This window comes from Nocardia sp. NPDC004123 (genome assembly GCF_053603795.1).
This window is the reverse complement of record NZ_JBSGGG010000009.1, coordinates 110,579-129,714: the sequence shown is the minus strand read 5'-3', so window position 1 is coordinate 129,714 and position 19,136 is coordinate 110,579. Positions and strand designations below refer to the sequence as shown.

Here is a 19,136-nt window from a genome sequence, read left to right as displayed (position 1 = left end):
TTTTGCCGGTCGTGGCGAGCCCCCTCACGGAGGTTGCCGGGCCGACGGTAGGGAGCGGGTTGGCTTCTGGGCGTACCCGACGAGTTACCCGCACGGTGCCAAATCAGTGGGCGCCCAGCGATCGGGACACCTGCGGGTCGTGTCGTGTTTCGATCGGCCTGCGGTCAGTTCTGGTTGATGCGCCGGGTAGCGGCAAGTTCCCGCGCCGCGACGCGCAACCGGCGATGCTGCGGTACCACTGCTCGGCGGCTGAAGACGGCGTAGTCGGCGCGTTCGATCTCGTCGAGGATACCGCCGTACAGCGTGGCCGCGGTGCGGATGGCCGGGCGCACGCGGGGGCTGAGCAGTTCGATGCCGGGGGTGGCGCGGCGGTAGACGCCGCGGTTGACGGCGATCAGGTGGGCCAGCGCGCGTCGTACCCGCGGGTCCGTGCGGCCGGATTCCCGGCAGTGGTGCAGCAGGTCGGCGTCCACGCCGAAGGCCGCCAGTTCGTCGGCGGGCAGATACACCCGCCCGCGGTCGAGGTCCTCGCCGACATCGCGCAGGAAGTTGGTGAGCTGGAAGGCTTCTCCCAGCGCCGCCGCCGCGGGTTCGGCATCGGCCACCGGGACGACCGTGCCCAGCACCGGCAGCAGTTGCAGTCCGATGGCGGCCGCCGAGCCGCGCATGTAGTCGCGCAGGTCGGCCATGGTGGGGTAGCGGTCGCGATACTGCGGCCCGCCGGGGATGTCCATGCGCATGGAGTCCAGGAACACCCAGAAATGTTCGGCGGCAATCGAATACCGGCGGATGGTGTCGGACACCGCGAGCAGCGCCGGGTCCTCGGGCCCGTCGCCCGTGTCGATGGGCGCGTCCACCAGGCGGGCCCGCAGCTCGTGTTCGATCCGATCCAGCCGCGCCGCGGATTCCGCCGCGCGACTGGGCGCGTCGCTCGCGTCGACGATGTCGTCGACCATCCGGGCGAAGGCGTACAGCGCGTGCACGGCCGGTCTTCGCTCCGGTTCCAGCAGCCGGGTGGCCAGGAAGTAGGTGCGGCCGTGGGCCGCCGCGATCCGGCGGCAGTCGCGGTAGGCGCGGTCGAGTCGTCCGGACTGATCCGGCAGTACGGTCTGGTCGGGCACGGCGGGCTGGTTCACGCCGGGCCGGGCGCGGGCGCGACGCCGAGCTGATCGGTCTGCGGGCGGGCGGCCCGCAGCTTCAGCGGATCCATCGTGCACAGCGACAGCGCCGCCACCACGGCCGCGAGGATGGCCAGCGTGCCGTGCACGGAATTGGTCACGGGCGAACCGTCCGGCTGGAACACCAGCATGAGCCAGGTGCACAACCCCACCAGCACCTGCAGGGTCCGGGTGGACAGCGCGAATCCGGCGGCCAGCGCCAGCGGCCACGAGTAGTACCAGGGCAGTGCCGCGGGCGAGAGGATCACGATGGCCACGAACGCGACGAGAATGCCGAGCACGGCCTCCCGCTCACTGTTCCTGAACCGCCACCACGCCCACACCAGGCCGGCCACCATCACCACCGCGCACAGGGTGCGGGTCCACGGCAGCACCGACTCCAACGGCAGCGGGGTCACCCAGCTGACCACGTGCGCCATGATGGTCGGCAGCGACAGCCAGTTGATGATCTTCTTGGACCCGGACAGCGCGGTGAGCCACCCGATCTGGTGGTCCCGCAGGCCGGTGGCCCAGGTGGCCAGCGCGAACACGGCCGCGAAGATGGCCACGCCCAGCGCGGTGATCTTGGCGAAGGTCCGGATCGGATGCGGCAGATCGCCCTCGTCCTGCGCCGCGCGTCGCTCGCGTTCGTGAATCATCCAGATCCACACCAGGAACGGCAGTGCCACACCGGCGGTCGCCTTCACCGCCACCCCGATCGCGACCACAACGATGCCGGCCACGTGATGATGCTCGAGCACCAGCGCGATGCCCGCGGCCATCAGGCCCACCATCAGCATCTCGTTGTGCACGCCGCCGATCAGGTGGATCAGCACCAGCGGATTCAGCACCGCCAGCCACAGCGCGATGGTCGGCTTGCCGCCCAGGTGCTTGGTCAGATGCGGGATCGCCCACACCATCAGCACCAGGCCCGGCAGCATCACCAGCCGCAGCGCGATGGTGCCCGCCACCACATTGTCACCGGTGATGGTGGTGATGGCCCGCCCGATCAGCAGGAAGACCGGACCGTACGGCGCGGTCGTGTTGAGCCAGACGGGGCTCACATTGTCCAGTACCGCAGCGGCATTCGCCTTCAACTCCGACGGACCGAACACGTACGGGTTGATGTGGTCGCGGAGCATCGCGCCCTGGGCCAGATACGAGTAGGCGTCGCGGCTGAACAGGGGGACCGAGAACAGCAGCGGGAAGATCCAGATGCCGACGATCGCGCGCAGCTCGTTGAGCGACACGGTGGCGCCCGGCTGCTTGCCGATCACGATGCGTCCCAGCCGGACCCACGCGGTGATCATGGCGATGACGCCGAGCCACACGAACACCGACGACAGCACCAGCCCGTGCCCGAACCGCAGCCACGACAGGTGCATGACCTCCAGCAGCGGGTCGCTGCGCCGCACACTGCCCGCGCCGAACCCGCCGAAGGTGATCAGCAGGGCGCCGAAGAATCCGAGCGTCGCCGCGTGTCCCTCGGGGCTGCGGGTGAAGTCGGAGGCGTGGCGCAGCCAGCGCTGCGTGGCGGTGCCGTCGGTGGCGGGGGCGCCCGGGACGGCCGGTTCGGCCGGCGCGAGGCGCGTGGCGCCCGCGGCCTCCGGGGTGGCGGCGTCCATAGAGGGGGTCGGCATTGGCGGTCGTTCCCCCCGGAAAGGTAGGCGGCGGCAGCCGCGTTGGTTCAGGACGCGGTCAGTCTAGTGTGTGGGCGCGGGGGCCACAGCCCCGGAGTCGGCGGATCCGATACCGGCATGTCGTGGATCACCCGTCAGGCGCGCCGCTGCCAGTTTCCCGGACAACAGCACGGTCGGCACGCCGACACCGGGCACGGTGCCCGAGCCTGCGAGAACCACATTCGCGCGGCCCCGCACCAGGTTCCGGGTGCGGAACGGTCCGGTCTGCCGGAACAGGTGCGCGGCCGAGAACGGGGTGCCGGCGATCATGCCCTTGTCCCGCCAGGTGCGCGGGGTGTCGAGGTGGTCGATCCGGAAGTATCGCGAAATGCCTTGGTAGCCGCGCTCTTCCAGGGTGGCGAGCAGTTCGCGCAGGTAGTGGGGGCCGAGCTGTTCCCAGGCCAGGGGCGCGGCGTCGAGATTCGGGCACGGGGCCAGCAGCGAGAGCGGCTCGTAGCGCACGGTGTCGCGCAGGTGCCCGTCCGGGTCGATGTGCTGTTCGGCGCGCTCGATGTAGAGGGTCGGATCGGTGAGCGCGGGCCGGGTGAGCAGCAGCGAGGGATCGCTCATCAGCCGCCCGTGGCCGCGCCGGGCGGCGATCTCGCGGAAGGTCCGGTCCCACTCCTGGCCGAAGTCGATGGTGTGATGTGCCTGCACGGGCCAACTCTGGGCGACGCCAGCGGGAATCGTGCCGTGCGCCACCACCGCCGACGGCGAGGCCCGCAGTCCGATCCGGCGCCGCAGCCCGAAGCGCGGCAGCGATCCGAGGTCGGCGGTCACCACGACGGCGTCGCAGTCGAAGACACGTCCGTCGGCGGTGCGCACGGCGGTGGCCCGCCGGCCCGCGTAGTCGATGCCCACCACCTCGGCGTTCAGTTCGAGTGTCCCGCCCGCGGTGGTGAAGGCGCGGCCGAGCGCCTCGGCGATGGCCCGCATCCCGCCCTCGGGGTAGGTGACGCCCAGGCAGGTGTCCATGTAGGGGATTGCGCCGTACACCCCGAGCGCCCGGTTCGGCGCCATCCCCGCGAACAGGGCCTGGAAGCTGAACAGCCGCGCCACCTCCGGGTCCCGTACCAGGCGCCGGACCTTGGGCCCGAGCCGCCCGAACGCGCCGAGCCGCACCAGTTTCGCCAGCGCCACCCGTTTCTCCGGAATCCGCACCATGTCCAGCGGGGAATCGAAGTTGGTGTCCATGAACTGCCGGAACTCGGCCTCGTACACGTCTTTCAGCCAGCCGCGCAGCCGCCGATAGCGGCGCGCCGTGCCCGGCCCGCGCACCTGCGCGACCTCGGCCGCCATCTGCTCCTCGTCGGAGTAGACGCCGATCTCGGAGCCGTCCGCGAACCGGGCCCGATACGCCGGGGCCAGATCGAGGATCCGCAGGCCGACCGACTCGCGCGTCTGCCCGACCACCGCGAGCGTCTCGTCGATGAGCTCGGGCAGAGTGAGAATCGTTGCCCCGGAGTCGATCTCGTAGTCCGGTCCGCGATACGCGCCGACCCGCCCGCCCGGGCGATCATCGCGTTCCAGGATGGTCACCTGCCGTCCGGCCGCCACCAGGTGCAGCGCGGCGGCCAGCCCGGACAGTCCGGCACCGATCACCACGACCCGATCGGCCGGTCCCCCAACAGTTCTCATGCCCCGCACCCTCGCGCCCGGCCGGTCAGTAGGAGCGCGCGGTGGCGGCCAGGGCCATGGCGCGCAGCTGCCGTTTGGCGTCCGGGGTGGCCGTGCTGGCGTCCAGGGCGGTGAGCGCCTGGTCGGTGAGCGAGCCGATCCGCTGCTCCACGGCGTCGACCGCGCCGAGTTCGGTGAGGACCGTACGCAATTCGGCGACCTGCTCGGGGGTGACGTCGGTGCCGAGGCTGGAGCGGATGAGGTCCGCGGCGGCCGGGGCTGTGGCGTCGGCGCGCTGCAGGGCCTCGGCGATGAGGACGGTGCGCTTGCCCTCGCGCAGGTCGTCGCCGGAGGGTTTGCCGGTGACGGCCGGATCGCCGAAGACGCCGAGCAGGTCGTCGCGCAGCTGGAAGGCGATGCCGATATCGGTGCCGAATTCGCGGTAGGCGGCGACCAGTTCGGGGGAGGCCCCGGCCAGCGCCGCGCCCATGTGCAGCGGGCGCTCGATGGTGTACGCCGCGGTCTTGTACCGGTTGATCCGCAGCGCGGCCTGCACGGTCTCGTCGCCGGCGGACTCGCCGTGGATGTCGAGCAGCTGCCCGCCCAGCACCTCGGTGCGCATGGCCGCCCACACCGGGGCGAAACGCGCGGCGGCGTCGGCGGGCAGACCGGCGTCGCGGGTCATGTCGTCGGCCCAGGCCAGGGCCAGATCGCCGATGAGGATGGCGACGCTCACGCCGTAGTGGTCGCTGTCACCCGCCCAGCGCTGATCCCGGTGCCGCTGTTCGTAATCCACGTGCACGGTCGGGAAGCCGCGCCGGGTGCGCGAGGAGTCGATGATGTCGTCGTGGATGAGCGCGCACGCCTGCACCAGTTCCAGCGCGGAGCACGCGGTGAGCACGGCGTCGGCGTCGGGGTCGTCGGCGCTGCGGCCCGCGCCCAGCCAGCCGGTCCACGCGAAGGAGGGCCGGGTCCGCTTGCCGCCGCGAATGACGAAGTCCTCCAGGGCCGCCGCCGCGTCCACGAACACCGGTCCGAGCGGCGCGACGATCGGTTCCCGGGTGCGGAAGAAGGCGGCGAGACGGTCCTCCACGGCGGCGACGAGTGATCCCGCGCCGACCGGGTGGCGGGTCGGGGTACCGGGTCCGGCGGACAGGGGGGCCTCCTTGGTGAGAGCCGCGGCGCGGCGTATGCGCAGCCAGCGGGGTTGTGTCCGACTCTACCGACCACCGGGTCGCCGACGGGAATCGGTCGGGTCCGAATCGGTCTCACCTGCTGGGATAACCGCAGGTCGCGGTCCAGCACCCGGTACGGGCTCGTAAAATGTCCGCGTGAGTTTCGACAACGTACGGGGATATTCGACCCCAGGCCGAGTTTCCCGCACGCCTCGGGCGTCCGGAACTCGCTCCATAGTCCAGCAGCTGGGCCCGCGCCCGGATGGGTCGATCCCGTTCTCGGTCGAGTTCAATCCGCCGCGCGACGCCGCCGGTGAGGCGCGGCTGTGGCGGGCCGCACGTGAGTTCGAGCGGCTGCACCCGGCCTTCGTGTCCATGACGTACGGGGCGGGCGGCTCCACCCGCGACCGCACCATCCGGGTCACCGGCCAGCTGGCGCGCGAGACCACGCTGCTCACGGTCGCGCACCTGACCGCGGTGGATCACTCGGTCGCCGAGCTGCGGTCGATCGTCGGCGCGTACGCCGACGCCGGCATCCGGAATCTGCTGGTGTTGCGCGGCGACCCGCCCGGCGACGTGCTGGGGGAGTGGATCAAGCACCCCGAGGGCGTCGAGTACGCCGACGAACTCGTGCGCATCGTCCGCGACCTGGGCGACTTCCACGTGGGTGTGGCCTCGTTCCCGCAGGGCCACCCGCGCTCCACCGACCTCGACCAGGACACCCACTTCCTGGTGTCGAAACTCCGTGCGGGCGCGGAGTATTCGATCACCCAGATGTTCTTCGACGTGGAGCACTATCTGCGCCTGCGGGATCGGGCCATCGCCTGCGATCCGGTCGAGGGCGCCAAGCCGATCATCCCCGAGCTCATGCCGGTCACCTCGCTGCGCACCGTGCAGCGCGCGGAGGAGCTGTCGGGCCGTCCGCTGCCGGCCGCGGTGATGGAGCGGCTGCGGAAGGCCGCGGGCGACGGGCCGGAGGAGGATCGCGCCGCGGTCCGCGAGGTCGGCATCGAGATCGCCACGGAGATGGCTCAGCGCCTCATCGCCGAGGGCGCGCCCTGCCTGCATTTCATCACCCTGAATTTCGCCAAGACCACCAGCGAAGTTCTAGCAAACCTTGGCTACACCATGTCGGCGACTCCGGCGAACGCCTGAGCCAACCCACCCGGCATGCCGGATCAAATCCGCGGTATGCGCTGGTCAGCGGAGTAGCGTCGCCCTCGATTCGTGACCTCGAGGGGAGCTATCCATGTCCGTGTTCCACAGTCTCGTCCGTGTCGCAGGCGCTGTCGTCGCCTGCGCCGTGCTGACTGCCGCCGGTCCGGCAACCCTGGCCGGCCCGGCCGCCGCTGCCCCCGCCGATTCGCCCGCGGCGGCCGTGACCCAGGAGGCGGCCGCCGCCCTGGCAGCCATCACCGCCGCGGGCAAGACCGCCGGGGCCGATCCAACGGCCAGATCCAATACCGCCGGCCCATCCGACTGGCTCTCGGCCTACGATCAAGCCGTCGACGGCTTGAAGGCCCTGGGCATCCAGCCCTTCCTCTACCCGACCGCCGCTCCCTTCTGCCTCGGCGGCACCACCCTCGGCATCGCCCCCGGCGTGGCGGGCGCCATCCCCGGCCCGTGGCCCAAGTACACGGTTTCCATTCCCGGCCTTGATCTTTCGGCCGTCAAAGCGGGCCAGACCATGTTCGCCTTCGTCCCCTACGGCATCAGCCCCGACGGCGCCGACACCTCCGGCATGCAGGTCGCCTGGTTCAACCTGTCCAGCGGCCGCGGCGGCCTCGTCCCCATGGGCCCCCTGAGCCAGGTCCTCAACGCCATGATCCCGCCCCAGATCCCCGCCGAACTCCGCCCCATGGTGGAACAGGCCGTCCACGACTACTTCACCGCCGCCCTCCCCGTCGGCGGCGTCCGCGCGGTCCCCGTCACCACCGGCTCCGGCACCGTCCTCGCCGCCGTCTTCGGCACCGTCCGCAACGGCACCTCCACCTGCTTCTTCCTCCCGACCATCGGCATGACGCCCGTCCCCTGACGGGCCCGGTCAGCGGGTTCCGAGCGGGCGGTCCTTCCAGCGCCGCCCGCCCGCCCGGTACGTGCGATGGGAGCGAAGCGACAGCGCCAGGTAGGCCGCGACCGACAGCGGGTGTGCCAGCGCGGCAACGAGATCCGCGCCGCCCGGGGTGCCCCCGCTCTCGGTCGAGCGGGCCAGCAGCCGGGCGGTGACCGCCGCGCCGTAACCCAGCAGTCCCATCCGGCGCAGTCGTCCCCGCCCGCAGATCGCTGCCAGTGGCGGCGCCCAGAACGCCAGGGCCGCAATCGAACCGACCGCGAGGCTGCCGGCCGGGCCGCCGTAGGCGGACCACAGCCAGCGGGTGTATCCCTCGGTGAGTTCGGTGGTGTTGCGGTACATCCGGGTTTCGGCGAGGGGACCGGCCGTGACCAGGGCGGTGTGCCGGCCGCTGCGGCGGAGGCGGCGGGCGATCGCCAGGTCTTCGGTCATGCTGCCGGCCACGGCCGTGTGACCGCCGAGGGCCGCGTAGGCCGCGGCGTCGAAGACCAGGAACTGGCCGCAGGCTACGGCCATCGAGGGGCGCAGGGTGGGGTTGGCCAGAGCGATGGGCAAGGTCGAGGCCCAGGACCAGCACAGGAGTGGCTGGACCAGGCGCTCCACGGGCGATTCGGCGCGCTGCCGGGGCCACGGGCACACCAGGTCGGCTGGGGCCGAGCGCAATTCGCGCACGGCTGCCGCCAGCGCGGCGGGCGCGAGCCGGATGTCGGCGTCGAGGAAGATCAGCGCACCGGTGGGGGATCCGGATGCGGGCGGTTCGAGGGCGAGATCGGCCAGGCGGGCGCAGGCGGCGGTCTTGCCGGTCCAGCCGGGTGCGGGGTCGATGTCGTTGCGGGAGAGCAGGAATCGATTGTCGTCGCCGATGGCGGTGCGGGCGGCGGCAGTGGTGCCGTCGGTTGAGCCGTCGTCGAGAATGAGGATCCGGAGCCGCGGAATGCCCTGCTGGGCGCGCAGATCGGCGATGAGGGCGGGGAGACGGACGGCCTCGTTGCGGGCGGGGACGCAGACGGTGACCGGTTCGGTGACGGGTCGTTCGGCCGGCCGGAGGCGGCGGGCGCCGAGGCGGTTCGCCAGGGCGGTGGCGGCGCCGAGGGCGGCGACGGCGCTACCGGCCGTCACCGCCCTGGCGGCGAGGGTCATCGAGTCTTGGTGCGATCGGGGCGCAGCCAGCGGGCCGCGCGGACGTAGGCCGGCGGGTCGGGGTTGCGGGTCATGAAGGCGAGGACCGCGACCACGGCCGCCACCGCGAGGGTGATGCCGCCGACGATGCCCGCCCAGCCGGCGAAGGAGCGCGTATTCGGGTCCGCGTAGCCGACTTCCGCGCGCAGCGTGCTGACATCGCCGGCAGGGAGCTTCCAGGACACCACGGAGTCGCCCTCGCGGGTGCCGTTGGTGGTGGCGACGCGGGCCGGGAAGGCCACGGTCAGCTGCACGTCGGAACCCTGGGCCGGCAGGCTCTTCAGGTCCACCCGGCCGGTCAGGGTGACCAGGTCACCGGTACGGCTGAAGACCAGGTTGAACATGCCGGAGGTCTGGTCGGACATGCCGCCCAGCTGCTGCACCTCGCCGAAGGTGAGGTCGTCGAAATACACCTGGCTGCCGACGTATCCGTCCTGCGCGTAGGAATCGACCCGCACCTTGCCCTGCAACCCGTCGGGCGCCTTCAGCTGCGGCCCCTTGTCCTTGTCGTTCTGGGGCACGGCCGCCGCGACGATGCGGCCCGACACCCGGTCATTGGAGGACACACCCATCGACACCTGCACCCGCAGGCATCCGGTCAGCATGACGGCGAGCCCCGCGAACAGGACCACGGCCAGCATCCGCACCCACCGGCGCGGTCGCCGCGCTCCCGATGCGCTGGGATCCGACGGTGTCATGGATTCGGGCGTTTCCTCTGCTGTCGATATGTTGGGACTCGGCTGCACGGGTCACATCGTGCCATGCGCCCCGGGCCCCAGGGTGATTCGACGGGCGCTCAGCGTCCGAACCAGCGGAATCCCCAGCAGACCGAGCCCACAGAACCCGTAGCCGGCCGAGATCGGCAGCCCCAGGAACACCGCGTGCGCCAGCGTCGAGCCCAGCCAGGTCCACAGGAACACCGCGACCGGAACCATCCGCGCCGCGCCGGTATCCGGAGCGGTCCGATCCCACCACTCCAGCAATCCCGCCATCACCAGCGCCACCGCGAACCAGCCGACATAGTTGGTGACCGGAATCTGGCCCAGCCCCGGCAGTCCGGCTACGGTCGAGCGCCACGTCCACTGCCCATCCGCGACCATCTGCGGATCCAGGAACAGATCCCACCCGACGGCCCCGAACGCCGTCAGCGAAATCCGTCCGGCCGCACCATGAACCAGCATCCCGGCCACCACCCACACCGGATACAGCCCACCGGTCCAGGCCAGCGGCACGATCAGCGGCACCCCGAGCAGCTCGGGCCCCAGCCGCCCGCTCGCATAATCATAGCTACCGAACGGGAACCCCGTCGCGATCCCCAGCAGCTCCGCACCGAACCCGATCCCGGACACGATCGCCAGCAAACCCACAGCCCACCGCACCCCGCGTGTCACGCCGGCATGCACCAGAGCGGTCCCCAGCGAGAGCAGTACGACCACGACGGTCACCCGATCCCGCCCGACCCCGTGCGCCAGCGGATACGTGATCTGGACCAGCACCAGCAACACCGCCGGGATCGCAATGATCCTCATGGCCTGCTCGGCCGCCGCGGTCAACGTATGCATCCGGCTGCCCGCCATGTCCCGATCAGCCGATGTCCGGGCCGGTCGCCGCATCGGACCCGCGCCCGCTCGGCGGCCGGATGGTCGAAACGGGACAGCATCTGCGAACCGGCCATCGAGGATGCGGCGCGGGCCACGTCGCCGCCTGCACCGTGCCGAAGGCGGGTCGCGCGCCGGTCCGCCATGCGGTACCGCCGCCGGGTGCCGTCGGCTCCGGCTCAGCCGCAACCGGATTCGCGGCGGAGCGGGATGGTCCGGGGTCCGTCATCGACGCGCCACGAGGAGTCGGCGCGGGCGCAGGTCGCGCTCCACCAGGCGGGCCGCGCTGCGTCCGCTCGCGCCGGAGACGCCGCCGCCGGGATGCGTGGACGCGCCCGTGAGGTACAGCCCAGGCGCCCCCGGAACCCGCTGCCCCGAGAGTTCGGGCAGCGGCCGCCACATGAACATCTGGTCGATGGACATCTCGATGTGCATGACATTGCCGCCCAGCAGGCCCATCTCGCGTTCCAGGTCGGCAGGCGTCTGGACGAAGCGCTGCGTCACCGTCCCGGCGAATCCCGGTGCGTGCGCGTCGACTTCGGCGATGATGCGGTCGGCCTCGCGGTCGGCGTGCGCGGACCAGGCGGTGCCGTCGGCCAGGTCATAGGGATGCCACTGCGACCACAGCGTGACCTGATGCTCGCCCGCGGGCGCGATGCTCGGATCCAGGGCGCTGAAACTCATGGCCAGCACGACCGGTCGCGGCGGCAGATCCCCGGCCAGCGCGGCGCCGTGCGCGCGGCGCAGCTCGCGGCGATCGGTGACGAGAAGCTGCAGGCCGTGGGCGGATTCGGCGGTCTCCGCGCCCGGATACCGGGGCAGGTCGCTGAGCGCGGCCCGCACCACCATGCCGATGCCCGGCCCCACCCGAATGCGCCGCCGCCAGCCGGCGAGCACCCCGGCGTCGAATCCGCCCTGCTCCAGCAGGTTCAGCGTGGTGAGGATGTGGGTGCCCGCGATCACGATGTCCGCCTGCACGTTTCGCCCGTCCGCGGTGCGCACCTCCCAGGTGTCCCCGGCCCGGGCGATGGCGGTGACCGCGTCCCCGGCGCTCACGATGCCGCCGTCGGACTCCAGCCGCGCCACCAGGGCCGCGGTCAGCGCCCCGCTGCCGCCGACCGCGCGGCCCGGCGGCAGCGTGTGCATGAGCGCCGCGAATCCCACCATGGGCGCGGACCCGGGTTCGGACATGGGCGGCCCGGACTGTGCGCCGAACCAGGCCAGCGCGGCCTTGAGCCGTTCGCTGTCGAAGAGGCTGTCCAGCAGCGCGTCTCCGGTCTGCATCATCTCCCGCGACAGGGCCCCGGCACTGGTGCGGCCGGTCGCCCCGGCGGCCTCGCGAGGGTCCATGCCCCAGAACGCCTTCAGCAGGTTCCCGCCCGTCGGCGTCGCCGAGAACGCCCGCATCACCCGGGCGCTGCGCGGTCCCCACACGGTCACGAACCGCCGATACGCCTCGGCATCCCGTTCCCCGCACGCCGCCGCGATGGACGCGCAGGTCCGGTCCACATCGCGATGGAACACGATCGGCGGCAGCCCGCTCCCGGGCGGTGCGGGCGCGAAAGCCCATGGGTCGCAGTCGATGTACCGCAGCCCGAACCGGGCCAGCTCCAGTTCCTCGATGATCCCGGTGTGCCGGATCATGATGTGCGCCGACGAGCCCCGATCGACCAGGTGACCCGGGAACCGCTCCACCGTGGACACCGCCCCGCCCAGCACGGTGTCGCGCTCGAGGACGTCGACCCGATGCCCGGCCCGCGCCAGGTAGCAGGCCGCGACCAGCGCATTGTGCCCGGAACCGACGATGACGACGCGGCGGGCACCGAGGTCGCCGCGGCTCACAGGGGGAGCCGCCGGCCGAGCACCGCGAATCGCCGGGTGTCGCCGGAGAAGATGAAGTGCCGCACCACATCTCCGAACCCCTGCCGCCGATACAGCCGCCAGGCCCGGTTGGATTCCCGATCCACCTCGGGTGTGGACAGCAGCACGGTCGGCTCGGGCCGGTTCTGCAGCAGCCGGGTGAGCAGGATTTCGCCGAGCCCGCGGCCCTGCGCCGCCGGGTGCACGTGCAGCTCGGTGAGTTCGAAGTAGTCCGAAAGCAGTTCTCGCGCGGCGTGTTCGGGCCATCCGGTGCGCCGCATGCCGCTGTACACCTGCTGGTGCCACCACTGGTGCGGCGCGCCGTGATACCCGTAGGCGATGGCCACGATGGGCGCGGTACGCAGGTCGAGCCGTCCGTCGTCGTCGGGCAGTACCGCCGCCACCGCCTGCCAGCCGGGCCGGGTGGTGTGCTCGGTCCACATGGGCGCGCGCTGGTGTTCGGTGCCGCGCGGGTAGTCCATCGCCGCCACGTAGACCGAGAGGGCGTCGTGCAGCCGGTGCCGCAGGGTAGCGGCCGACAGGTCGACCACCACGGGCGCGGGCGTCGGTTTGGGGGTGACTGCGGTCATCGGCTGGACGCAACTCTCGTTGGCGCGGACGGATGGGGTCGACAGTAGCGCCACGCGGGGGCGTCAACTTGTCGGTGGGTCTCTCTATATTCAAACGCACGAGAAACCTTCGAATATCTGTTCGATCTTTCCAGCGGGCGAAATGCCTGATCGGGACCGGATGTCCTCCTGGAAGGTGAATCAGGTGTACGAGTGGGGAGGTACCCGAAATGAGCGGGAAAACTGAACGACCGGGCCATCCCGGCCGCGCCGGCGATCTGCTGCGCAAGGCGGACGGTCTATTGCTGGCAGCCCAGGGGGAAACCGACCCGGCGGAGCGCTTCCGTACGGCCTACCTCGCCGCTCTTCGCGGCGCGGGCGCCGTGCTGGCCCTCACGGGGGCAGACCGCGCGCCCCGCGCGCGTTCTCGCAACGCCTGGGTCCTGATGCAGCGCGCGGCACCGGAATTCGTGATGTGGGCCGACTATTTCACCGGTCAATCCGAGACCAGAGCGGCCCTGGAGGCCGGGTTGCCGCGGCCCATCGATGATCGCCGCGCGGACGAGTTCGCTTCGAGGGTAACCGCATTCCTGCACGACGTGGCGGACCTGCTGGCCGCCGCCGCCCGCCTGCGCCCCAGTTCAGGGTGGGTAACCGGAATGCTGGCGTGAGTATCGGCGAGTAGGTGGTCGCGGTCTGATCGAACTCGTATTATTGGTGACAGACAGCCGCCAAGGTCGGCTATCCGTCGTCTACCCGGAGGCGACAGCCACCACCTAGTGCCGGGGGAGGTACCGTGCCACTCTCCGAGCACGAGCAGCGCATGCTCGAACAGATCGAGAGCGCGCTCTATGCTGAGGATCCGAAGTTCGCCTCGACTGTTCGGGGTGGACGGTTACGTTCTGCCACTGGTCGACGCAGACTTCAGGCGGCCGCCCTGTTCGTCCTCGGTCTGTTCCTATTGGTGGCCGGTATTGCCGCACCATTCAAGCCGGGCGGCTTCCCGATCATCAGTCTGGTCGGATTCATCGTCATGTTCAGCGCGGGTGTGCTGTTGTTGATCGGTGGCCCTCGGATGGGCGCGCCGAGCAGCCGCGGCGCCGATGCGCATCCCAGCGCGGGTGGCGCTCCCGGCGCCGGCCGCGGGAAGCCCCGGAAGCAGGGCGGGTTCTCCGCGCGGATGGAGGACCGGTTCCGCAAGAGGTTCGAACAGGACAGTTGACCGGGCTGCCGTGCCGTCGAAGGCTTTCGGCGTCGCGCGGCAGCGGATGATCGGCTAACTGAAGATTCAGCGACACGCCGTGGCGCCACACCGATTTGGGGTGTGGCGCCACGGCGTTTCTCGTTGGTGTCGATTCGGCGTGTCGGGAGCGGTCCGGGATTCCCCACACCTCCCCACGGAGCTTCCCCACCGGCGCCCCGCGAATGCCGGAAATGCACGCTATCTGCGGGTTTGCTGGCGGTTGTCGGATGCTCGCCGGCGCGCGTCGCGCGTGTCGGGGGAACTGCACGAAATCTTCCCCACCTCGGTGATAGCTGGTGTGACCTGCGAAGTTCGCCAAGCGGGGACCGAGATCACCGACGCTTTCGATTGAAAGTGGGGGAAAGTGGGGTAATGTGGAGCCCGCACTACAGGAGGCCGAACAGTCGAGAGGGTGATCCGGCAGGAGGTGTCGAGGCTTGTTTCTCGGGACCTATACCCCTCGGTTGGACGACAAAGGGCGACTGACGTTGCCTGCGAAGTTCCGGGACGAGCTGGCGGGAGGGTTGATGGTCACGAAGGGACAGGACCACAGCCTTGCCGTGTATCCCAAGGACGAGTTCACCGCGCTGGCGCGGAGAGCCGCGGCGGCATCCCGGTCCAATCCGCAGGCCCGCGCATTCGTCCGGGCCTTGGCGGCTTCCAGCGATGAGCAGCGTCCGGACGCACAGGGCCGGATCATGCTGTCGGCCGAGCATCGCCGCTACGCCAATCTGTCCAAGGATTGCGTGGTGATCGGTTCGGTCGACTTCCTCGAAATATGGGACAAGACGGCCTGGGATTCCTACCTCGCCGAGCACGAGGAGGATTACTCGCAGGCCAGAGACGAGTCGCTGGGCGAGATCTTCTAGCCCGCAACGAGGCGAGTGCCCTGCGGCCTCTGCCCGACACCGACCCTGACGTACTTCCCCAACGCCAGGTGCGGTGCTTCGGTCAGAGACCACGGGGCATTCGCCCAATTCGAAGGTCCTTTTCGCTAGCGACCCCAGGTGGCCGTGCGAATGAAACGTGAGGCAGGAATTCCGGGAGGTCGAGGTGCACCGAGGCAGTGACGGCCCCCGCCATGTTCCGGTTCTTCTCCATCGGGCCGACGAAATCCTTGGTCCCGCACTGCATTCCGAGGGCGCGGTCTACCTGGACTGCACGCTGGGGCTCGGCGGTCATGCCGAGTACTTCCTGCGGACGTATCCGAACATCCGCCTGGTCGGGCTGGATCGCGATACCGCCGCGCTGAAGCTGGCGGGCGAGCGACTATCCCCGTTCCGGGACCGGATCACCCTGGTGCACACCAGGTATGACGGCATCGCGCCCGCGCTGGAGCAGGCCGGGCTACCCGACAAGGGTTCGGTCAGCGCGATTCTGATGGACCTGGGTGTGTCCTCCATGCAGCTGGACGAGGCCGATCGCGGCTTCGCCTACTCCATCGACGCGCCGCTGGACATGCGGATGGACTCCAGCACCGGCCCCACGGCCGCCGACGTGCTCAACACCTACAGCCACGGCGAGTTGGCCCGGGTGCTGAAAACCTATGGCGAGGAACGGTTCGCGGGCAAGATCGCCGCCGAGATCGTGCGGCGTCGTCAGCGCACCCCGTTCACCACCAGCGCGCAGCTGGTGGAGCTGCTCTACGACGCTATCCCGGCCGCGGCCCGGCGCACGGGCGGGCATCCGGCCAAGCGCACCTTCCAGGCATTGCGGGTGGAGGTCAACCGCGAACTGGAGTCCCTGGAGGCCGCGCTGCCCGCCGCGCTGGACGCGCTGGCCCCGGGCGGCCGCATCGTGGTCATGAGCTACCAGTCCCTGGAGGACCGGGTGGTGAAGGCGGCGCTGGCCAAGCGGTCGGTGTCGCGCACCCCCCTGGACCTGCCAGTCGAATTGCCGGGTATGGGACCGGAATTCAGGATTCTGACCCGCGGCGCGGAGAAGGCCACCGAGCAGGAGATCGAGGACAACCCGCGGGCCGCTCCGGTGCGCATGCGGGCGGCCGAACGGATCGTCGGGGAGGAGCAATCGTGAGGTTCCGGGGTGGAACGGCGCGTCGAGCGGGCATCCGCTGGATCGGAGCCGCACTATGACGATCAGGACGCAGGCGACGGGCCGGGGGGCCCGCCGGGTGCAGGCCGCCGAACGGGTGAAATCGGGTGCGGCGCAACGGGCCTACGCGCGCCGGCGCAATCGGGAGGGCGGGGCCGACCTGCCGGGTATGCGCCGCGGTCGGCGCAGCGATCCGATGCCGCGCGGCCGCATGTCCTTCGTGGCCACCATCATCGCGCTGCTGGGCTGCGGCCTGGCGCTGACGCTGCTGCTCACCACCCGCGCCACCGAGGACAGCTATCAGCTCGGCGATCAGCGCCGTGCCAACCAGAAGTTGTCCGATGAGCGGGACGCGCTGCAGCGCGAGGTGGCCTCCGCCGATTCGGCCCCCGAATTGGCCAAGCGCGCAGCCGAACTGGGCATGATCCCGGCCAAGGATCCGGCCCGGCTGGTGATCGGCCCGGACGGTCAGGTCACGGTGGTCGGCAATCCGCAGCCCGCTGAGGGCGCGCCCGCACCGCCGCTCAACACGACGCCGCCGCCCGCCCCGCCGCCGTCGAAGCTGCAGCAGGCTCAGGGTGAGCGGGTGGTCCCGGTGACCACGACGCCCGCCCCGCCGACCACCGCCGCCGCGAATCCCGTTCCGGCGGCGCCGGTCACGATTCCGCAGAACCCGCAGGTGCAGGCGAACGGAGCGCCCCGATGAGCCGCACCGCGGCGCCGGCGAACGGGGCTGGTCGATGAGCCCTACCCGCGCGGGGCGCGGGCGCGATTCCGGCCGGGGCCGGTCCGATTCCGGTCGAGGGCGGGTCGCCGCCGCCGGCCGGAGCCGGTCGGGTTCCGGCCGTGCCGGTTCGGGGCCGGGCCGGCAGTCCAGACCACGGCCCGCTCCGGGATTGGACTCCAGCGCGCGCCTCCGGTTCGGGGTGGGCCGGCTGGTCATGCTGGTGGCGCTCGCGGTGGCGGCCATCCAATTGCTGTGGGTGCAGAGTGTTTCCGCGCCGAAGCTGTCGGCGGAGGCGGCCAGCCAGCGCACCGTGAAGGTGGCCGATCCGGCCAACCGGGGACCGATCACGGATCGGTACGGGAAGTCGCTGGCATTCACCATCGCGGCGAAGGAGCTGAGCTTTCAGCCGGTGCGGGTGCGCAAGGATTTGGCGGACGCGCACGACAAGACGCCCAAGACCGCGCCGGATCCGGATGATCGGCTGGCGGCCATCGCCAAATACATTCACGAGAAGCTGGGTAATGACGCGCCCGAGAAGGACATCCTGGCCAAGCTGAAGAGCGACGAGCCGTTCGTGTACCTCGTGCGGAATGTGGATCCCCGGGTCGCCTCGGACATCACTCTGCAGTTCCCCGAGGTCGGGATGGATCGGCAGGATATGCGCGAGTACCCGGGTGGATCCCTGGCCGCCAATGTGATCGGCGCGACCGGCTGGGACGGGCACGGCCAGATCGGCCTGGAGTCCTCGATGGACGCGCTGCTGGCCGGCTCCGACGGATCGGAGACCTACGACCGCGGCTCCGACGGCGCGGTGATCCCGGGTTCGTGGCGTGATCGCCAGCCCGCGGTGAACGGCTACGGCCTCGAGCTCACCCTGGATTCGGATCTGCAGTACTACGTGCAGCAGCAGGTGCAGCAGGCCAAGGACCTCTCGGGTGCGAGCGCGGCCTCGGCGGTGGTGCTGGACGTGCACACCGGCCAGGTGCTGGCGATGGCCAATGACAACACCTTCAATCCCGCCATGGGACCGCAGTATTGGTCCACCACCGATCTGGGCAATCCGTCGGTGCAGGAGGTGTTCGAGCCGGGCTCGGTGAACAAGATCGTCACCGCGGCCGCGGCCATCGAGTACGGCCTCACCACTCCCGATGAGGTGCATCAGGTTCCGGGCAGCATCTTCATGGGCGGTGTCACCGTGCACGACGCCTGGGAGCACGGTGTCGCCCCCTACACGACCACCGGCATCTTCGGTAAGTCCTCGAACGTGGGCACCCTCATGCTGGCGCAGCGCGTCGGCGAGGACCGCTATTTCGACATGCTCAAGAAGTTCGGCCTGGGCCAGCGCACCGGCGTCGGCCTGCCGGGTGAGAGCGCGGGCGTGGTGCCCGCCCGGGACCAGTGGTCCGGCTCCACCTTCGCCAACCTGCCCATCGGCCAGGGTCTTTCGATGACGACCCTGCAGATGACCGCCATGTACCAGGCCATCGCCAATGACGGCGTGCGGATGCCGCCGCGCATCGTGAAGGCCAAGATCGCCCCGGACGGCACCCGCACCGAGGAGGAGCCGCCGGAGGGCGTCAGGGTGGTCACCCCGCAGACCGCGCAGACGCTGCGCCAGATGTTCCAGGCCATCGTGCAGAAGGATCCGCGCGGTATCCAGACCGGCACCGGCAGCCCGGCCGCCGTGGAGGGCTATCAGATCGCGGGCAAGACCGGCACGGCCCAGCAGATCGACCCGAAGTGCCGCTGCTATTCCAGCGACCGCTACTGGATCACCTTCGCGGGCATGGCCCCCGCCGACAATCCCCGCTATGTGATCGGCATGATGCTGGATGCGCCGGTGCGCAGCTCCGACGGCAGTGGCGGCGGTTCGGCCGCACCCCTGTTCCACAGCATCGCCTCGTGGCTGTTGCAGCGCGACCGCATCCCGCCGTCGCCGCCTGCCAAACAGCTGATTCTGCAGGCGAGTTAGAGCAGGGAGCGGATGGTTGTGACGCCCATCGCCGCCGGTGCGTGCGCCGGCGGGTGACCGAACCCCGCCGTGCCGATCGCGCGGCGATCGAACACAGGTAACCTGACACGTCGATCCGGTCATCCGGACCGATTCATGCATATGACCGCCCCTTGGAGAGGAGCTTCGTGCCCGCGCAGTCGGTTCCGTACAGCGGTGATCGAGCAGAGCCGCCGAGCGGAAGAACGGCGGAGCCGC

General features: G+C 70.6%; 17 protein-coding genes. 8 read left to right on the top strand and 9 right to left on the bottom strand.

The window, feature by feature from the left end; genetic code table 11:
- Positions 1–164: 164 nt before the first annotated feature.
- The 4 genes from ACWEQQ_RS14965 to ACWEQQ_RS14950 all read right to left on the bottom strand — a co-directional run bounded on the left by ACWEQQ_RS14965 (position 165) and on the right by ACWEQQ_RS14950 (position 5,645).
- Positions 165–1,121, bottom strand: coding sequence for a phytoene/squalene synthase family protein (locus tag ACWEQQ_RS14965; RefSeq protein ID WP_452348606.1), 957 nt, complete (start codon positions 1,119–1,121; stop codon positions 165–167).
- A gap of 11 nt (positions 1,122–1,132) precedes the next feature.
- Positions 1,133–2,797 (bottom strand): alpha-(1->6)-mannopyranosyltransferase A, encoded by a 1,665-nt coding sequence (locus ACWEQQ_RS14960; RefSeq protein ID WP_452348605.1) that lies wholly within the window; start codon positions 2,795–2,797, stop codon positions 1,133–1,135.
- 63 nt (positions 2,798–2,860) lie between these two features.
- Positions 2,861–4,474, bottom strand: a complete 1,614-nt coding sequence (gene crtI, locus ACWEQQ_RS14955; RefSeq protein ID WP_452343023.1) for a phytoene desaturase family protein — start codon at positions 4,472–4,474, stop codon at positions 2,861–2,863.
- Positions 4,475–4,499: 25 nt separating this feature from the next.
- The gene (locus tag ACWEQQ_RS14950; RefSeq protein WP_452348710.1) at positions 4,500–5,645 is read right to left on the bottom strand and encodes a polyprenyl synthetase family protein; all 1,146 of its coding nucleotides are present in this window, start codon (positions 5,643–5,645) and stop codon (positions 4,500–4,502) included.
- Between the two features lie 139 nt (positions 5,646–5,784).
- On the opposite strand from ACWEQQ_RS14950, the gene ACWEQQ_RS14945 reads away from it, so the two are divergent.
- Entirely contained in the window at positions 5,785–6,783 is a 999-nt protein-coding gene (locus tag ACWEQQ_RS14945; protein WP_452343024.1) for a methylenetetrahydrofolate reductase, read from the top strand.
- 94 nt (positions 6,784–6,877) lie between these two features.
- Complete coding sequence (locus tag ACWEQQ_RS14940; RefSeq protein WP_452348604.1) at positions 6,878–7,663, top strand: hypothetical protein; 786 nt, start codon at positions 6,878–6,880, stop codon at positions 7,661–7,663.
- 9 nt (positions 7,664–7,672) lie between these two features.
- Here the strand turns inward: ACWEQQ_RS14940 and ACWEQQ_RS14935 are convergent, their stop codons facing one another.
- From ACWEQQ_RS14935 to ACWEQQ_RS14915, 5 genes are all read right to left on the bottom strand, one after another.
- Complete coding sequence (locus tag ACWEQQ_RS14935; RefSeq protein ID WP_452348603.1) at positions 7,673–8,839, bottom strand: glycosyltransferase; 1,167 nt, start codon at positions 8,837–8,839, stop codon at positions 7,673–7,675.
- Positions 8,836–9,576: an LppM family (lipo)protein gene (locus ACWEQQ_RS14930; RefSeq protein ID WP_452348602.1), complete on the bottom strand. Its 741-nt coding sequence runs from the start codon at positions 9,574–9,576 to the stop codon at positions 8,836–8,838. Before ACWEQQ_RS14930 ends, ACWEQQ_RS14935 begins: the two co-directional genes overlap by 4 nt.
- A gap of 51 nt (positions 9,577–9,627) precedes the next feature.
- The gene (locus ACWEQQ_RS14925) at positions 9,628–10,440 is read right to left on the bottom strand and encodes a carotenoid biosynthesis protein (RefSeq protein WP_452348601.1); all 813 of its coding nucleotides are present in this window, start codon (positions 10,438–10,440) and stop codon (positions 9,628–9,630) included.
- A gap of 261 nt (positions 10,441–10,701) precedes the next feature.
- A complete protein-coding gene (locus ACWEQQ_RS14920; protein ID WP_452348600.1) occupies positions 10,702–12,318 on the bottom strand; it encodes a phytoene desaturase family protein in 1,617 nt (538 codons plus the stop codon).
- On the bottom strand, positions 12,315–12,926 hold the full coding sequence (locus ACWEQQ_RS14915; RefSeq protein ID WP_354843045.1) for a GNAT family N-acetyltransferase: 612 nt from the start codon (positions 12,924–12,926) through the stop codon (positions 12,315–12,317). Before ACWEQQ_RS14915 ends, ACWEQQ_RS14920 begins: the two co-directional genes overlap by 4 nt.
- A 209-nt stretch (positions 12,927–13,135) precedes the next feature.
- On the opposite strand from ACWEQQ_RS14915, the gene ACWEQQ_RS14910 reads away from it, so the two are divergent.
- The 6 genes from ACWEQQ_RS14910 to ACWEQQ_RS14885 all read left to right on the top strand — a co-directional run bounded on the left by ACWEQQ_RS14910 (position 13,136) and on the right by ACWEQQ_RS14885 (position 18,899).
- A complete protein-coding gene (locus ACWEQQ_RS14910) occupies positions 13,136–13,576 on the top strand; it encodes an SAV_6107 family HEPN domain-containing protein (protein ID WP_452343029.1) in 441 nt (146 codons plus the stop codon).
- Positions 13,577–13,701: 125 nt separating this feature from the next.
- Entirely contained in the window at positions 13,702–14,127 is a 426-nt protein-coding gene (locus tag ACWEQQ_RS14905) for a DUF3040 domain-containing protein (RefSeq protein WP_379401646.1), read from the top strand.
- Positions 14,128–14,585: 458 nt separating this feature from the next.
- Positions 14,586–15,017, top strand: coding sequence for a division/cell wall cluster transcriptional repressor MraZ (gene mraZ / locus ACWEQQ_RS14900; RefSeq protein WP_213560465.1), 432 nt, complete (start codon positions 14,586–14,588; stop codon positions 15,015–15,017).
- A 184-nt stretch (positions 15,018–15,201) separates the two neighbouring features.
- Complete coding sequence (gene rsmH / locus ACWEQQ_RS14895; protein WP_452343067.1) at positions 15,202–16,182, top strand: 16S rRNA (cytosine(1402)-N(4))-methyltransferase RsmH; 981 nt, start codon at positions 15,202–15,204, stop codon at positions 16,180–16,182.
- A gap of 55 nt (positions 16,183–16,237) precedes the next feature.
- Complete coding sequence (locus ACWEQQ_RS14890; protein ID WP_452348599.1) at positions 16,238–16,906, top strand: hypothetical protein; 669 nt, start codon at positions 16,238–16,240, stop codon at positions 16,904–16,906.
- A 34-nt stretch (positions 16,907–16,940) separates the two neighbouring features.
- Positions 16,941–18,899, top strand: coding sequence for a peptidoglycan D,D-transpeptidase FtsI family protein (locus ACWEQQ_RS14885; protein ID WP_452348598.1), 1,959 nt, complete (start codon positions 16,941–16,943; stop codon positions 18,897–18,899).
- Positions 18,900–19,136: the final 237 nt, after the last annotated feature.

Excerpts from the sequence above, each read along its gene's own strand:
- ACWEQQ_RS14960 (WP_452348605.1), bottom strand. The coding sequence starts at position 2,797 with ATGCCGACCCCCTCTATGGACGCCGCCACCCCGGAGGCCGCGGGCGCC.
- crtI (WP_452343023.1), bottom strand. The coding sequence starts at position 4,474 with ATGAGAACTGTTGGGGGACCGGCCGATCGGGTCGTGGTGATCGGTGCC.
- ACWEQQ_RS14940 (WP_452348604.1), top strand. The coding sequence starts at position 6,878 with ATGTCCGTGTTCCACAGTCTCGTCCGTGTCGCAGGCGCTGTCGTCGCC.
- ACWEQQ_RS14935 (WP_452348603.1), bottom strand. The coding sequence starts at position 8,839 with ATGACCCTCGCCGCCAGGGCGGTGACGGCCGGTAGCGCCGTCGCCGCC.
- ACWEQQ_RS14930 (WP_452348602.1), bottom strand. The coding sequence starts at position 9,576 with ATGACACCGTCGGATCCCAGCGCATCGGGAGCGCGGCGACCGCGCCGG.
- ACWEQQ_RS14925 (WP_452348601.1), bottom strand. The coding sequence starts at position 10,440 with ATGCATACGTTGACCGCGGCGGCCGAGCAGGCCATGAGGATCATTGCG.
- ACWEQQ_RS14915 (WP_354843045.1), bottom strand. The coding sequence starts at position 12,926 with ATGACCGCAGTCACCCCCAAACCGACGCCCGCGCCCGTGGTGGTCGAC.
- ACWEQQ_RS14910 (WP_452343029.1), top strand. The coding sequence starts at position 13,136 with ATGAGCGGGAAAACTGAACGACCGGGCCATCCCGGCCGCGCCGGCGAT.
- ACWEQQ_RS14890 (WP_452348599.1), top strand. The coding sequence starts at position 16,238 with ATGACGATCAGGACGCAGGCGACGGGCCGGGGGGCCCGCCGGGTGCAG.
- ACWEQQ_RS14885 (WP_452348598.1), top strand. The coding sequence starts at position 16,941 with ATGAGCCCTACCCGCGCGGGGCGCGGGCGCGATTCCGGCCGGGGCCGG.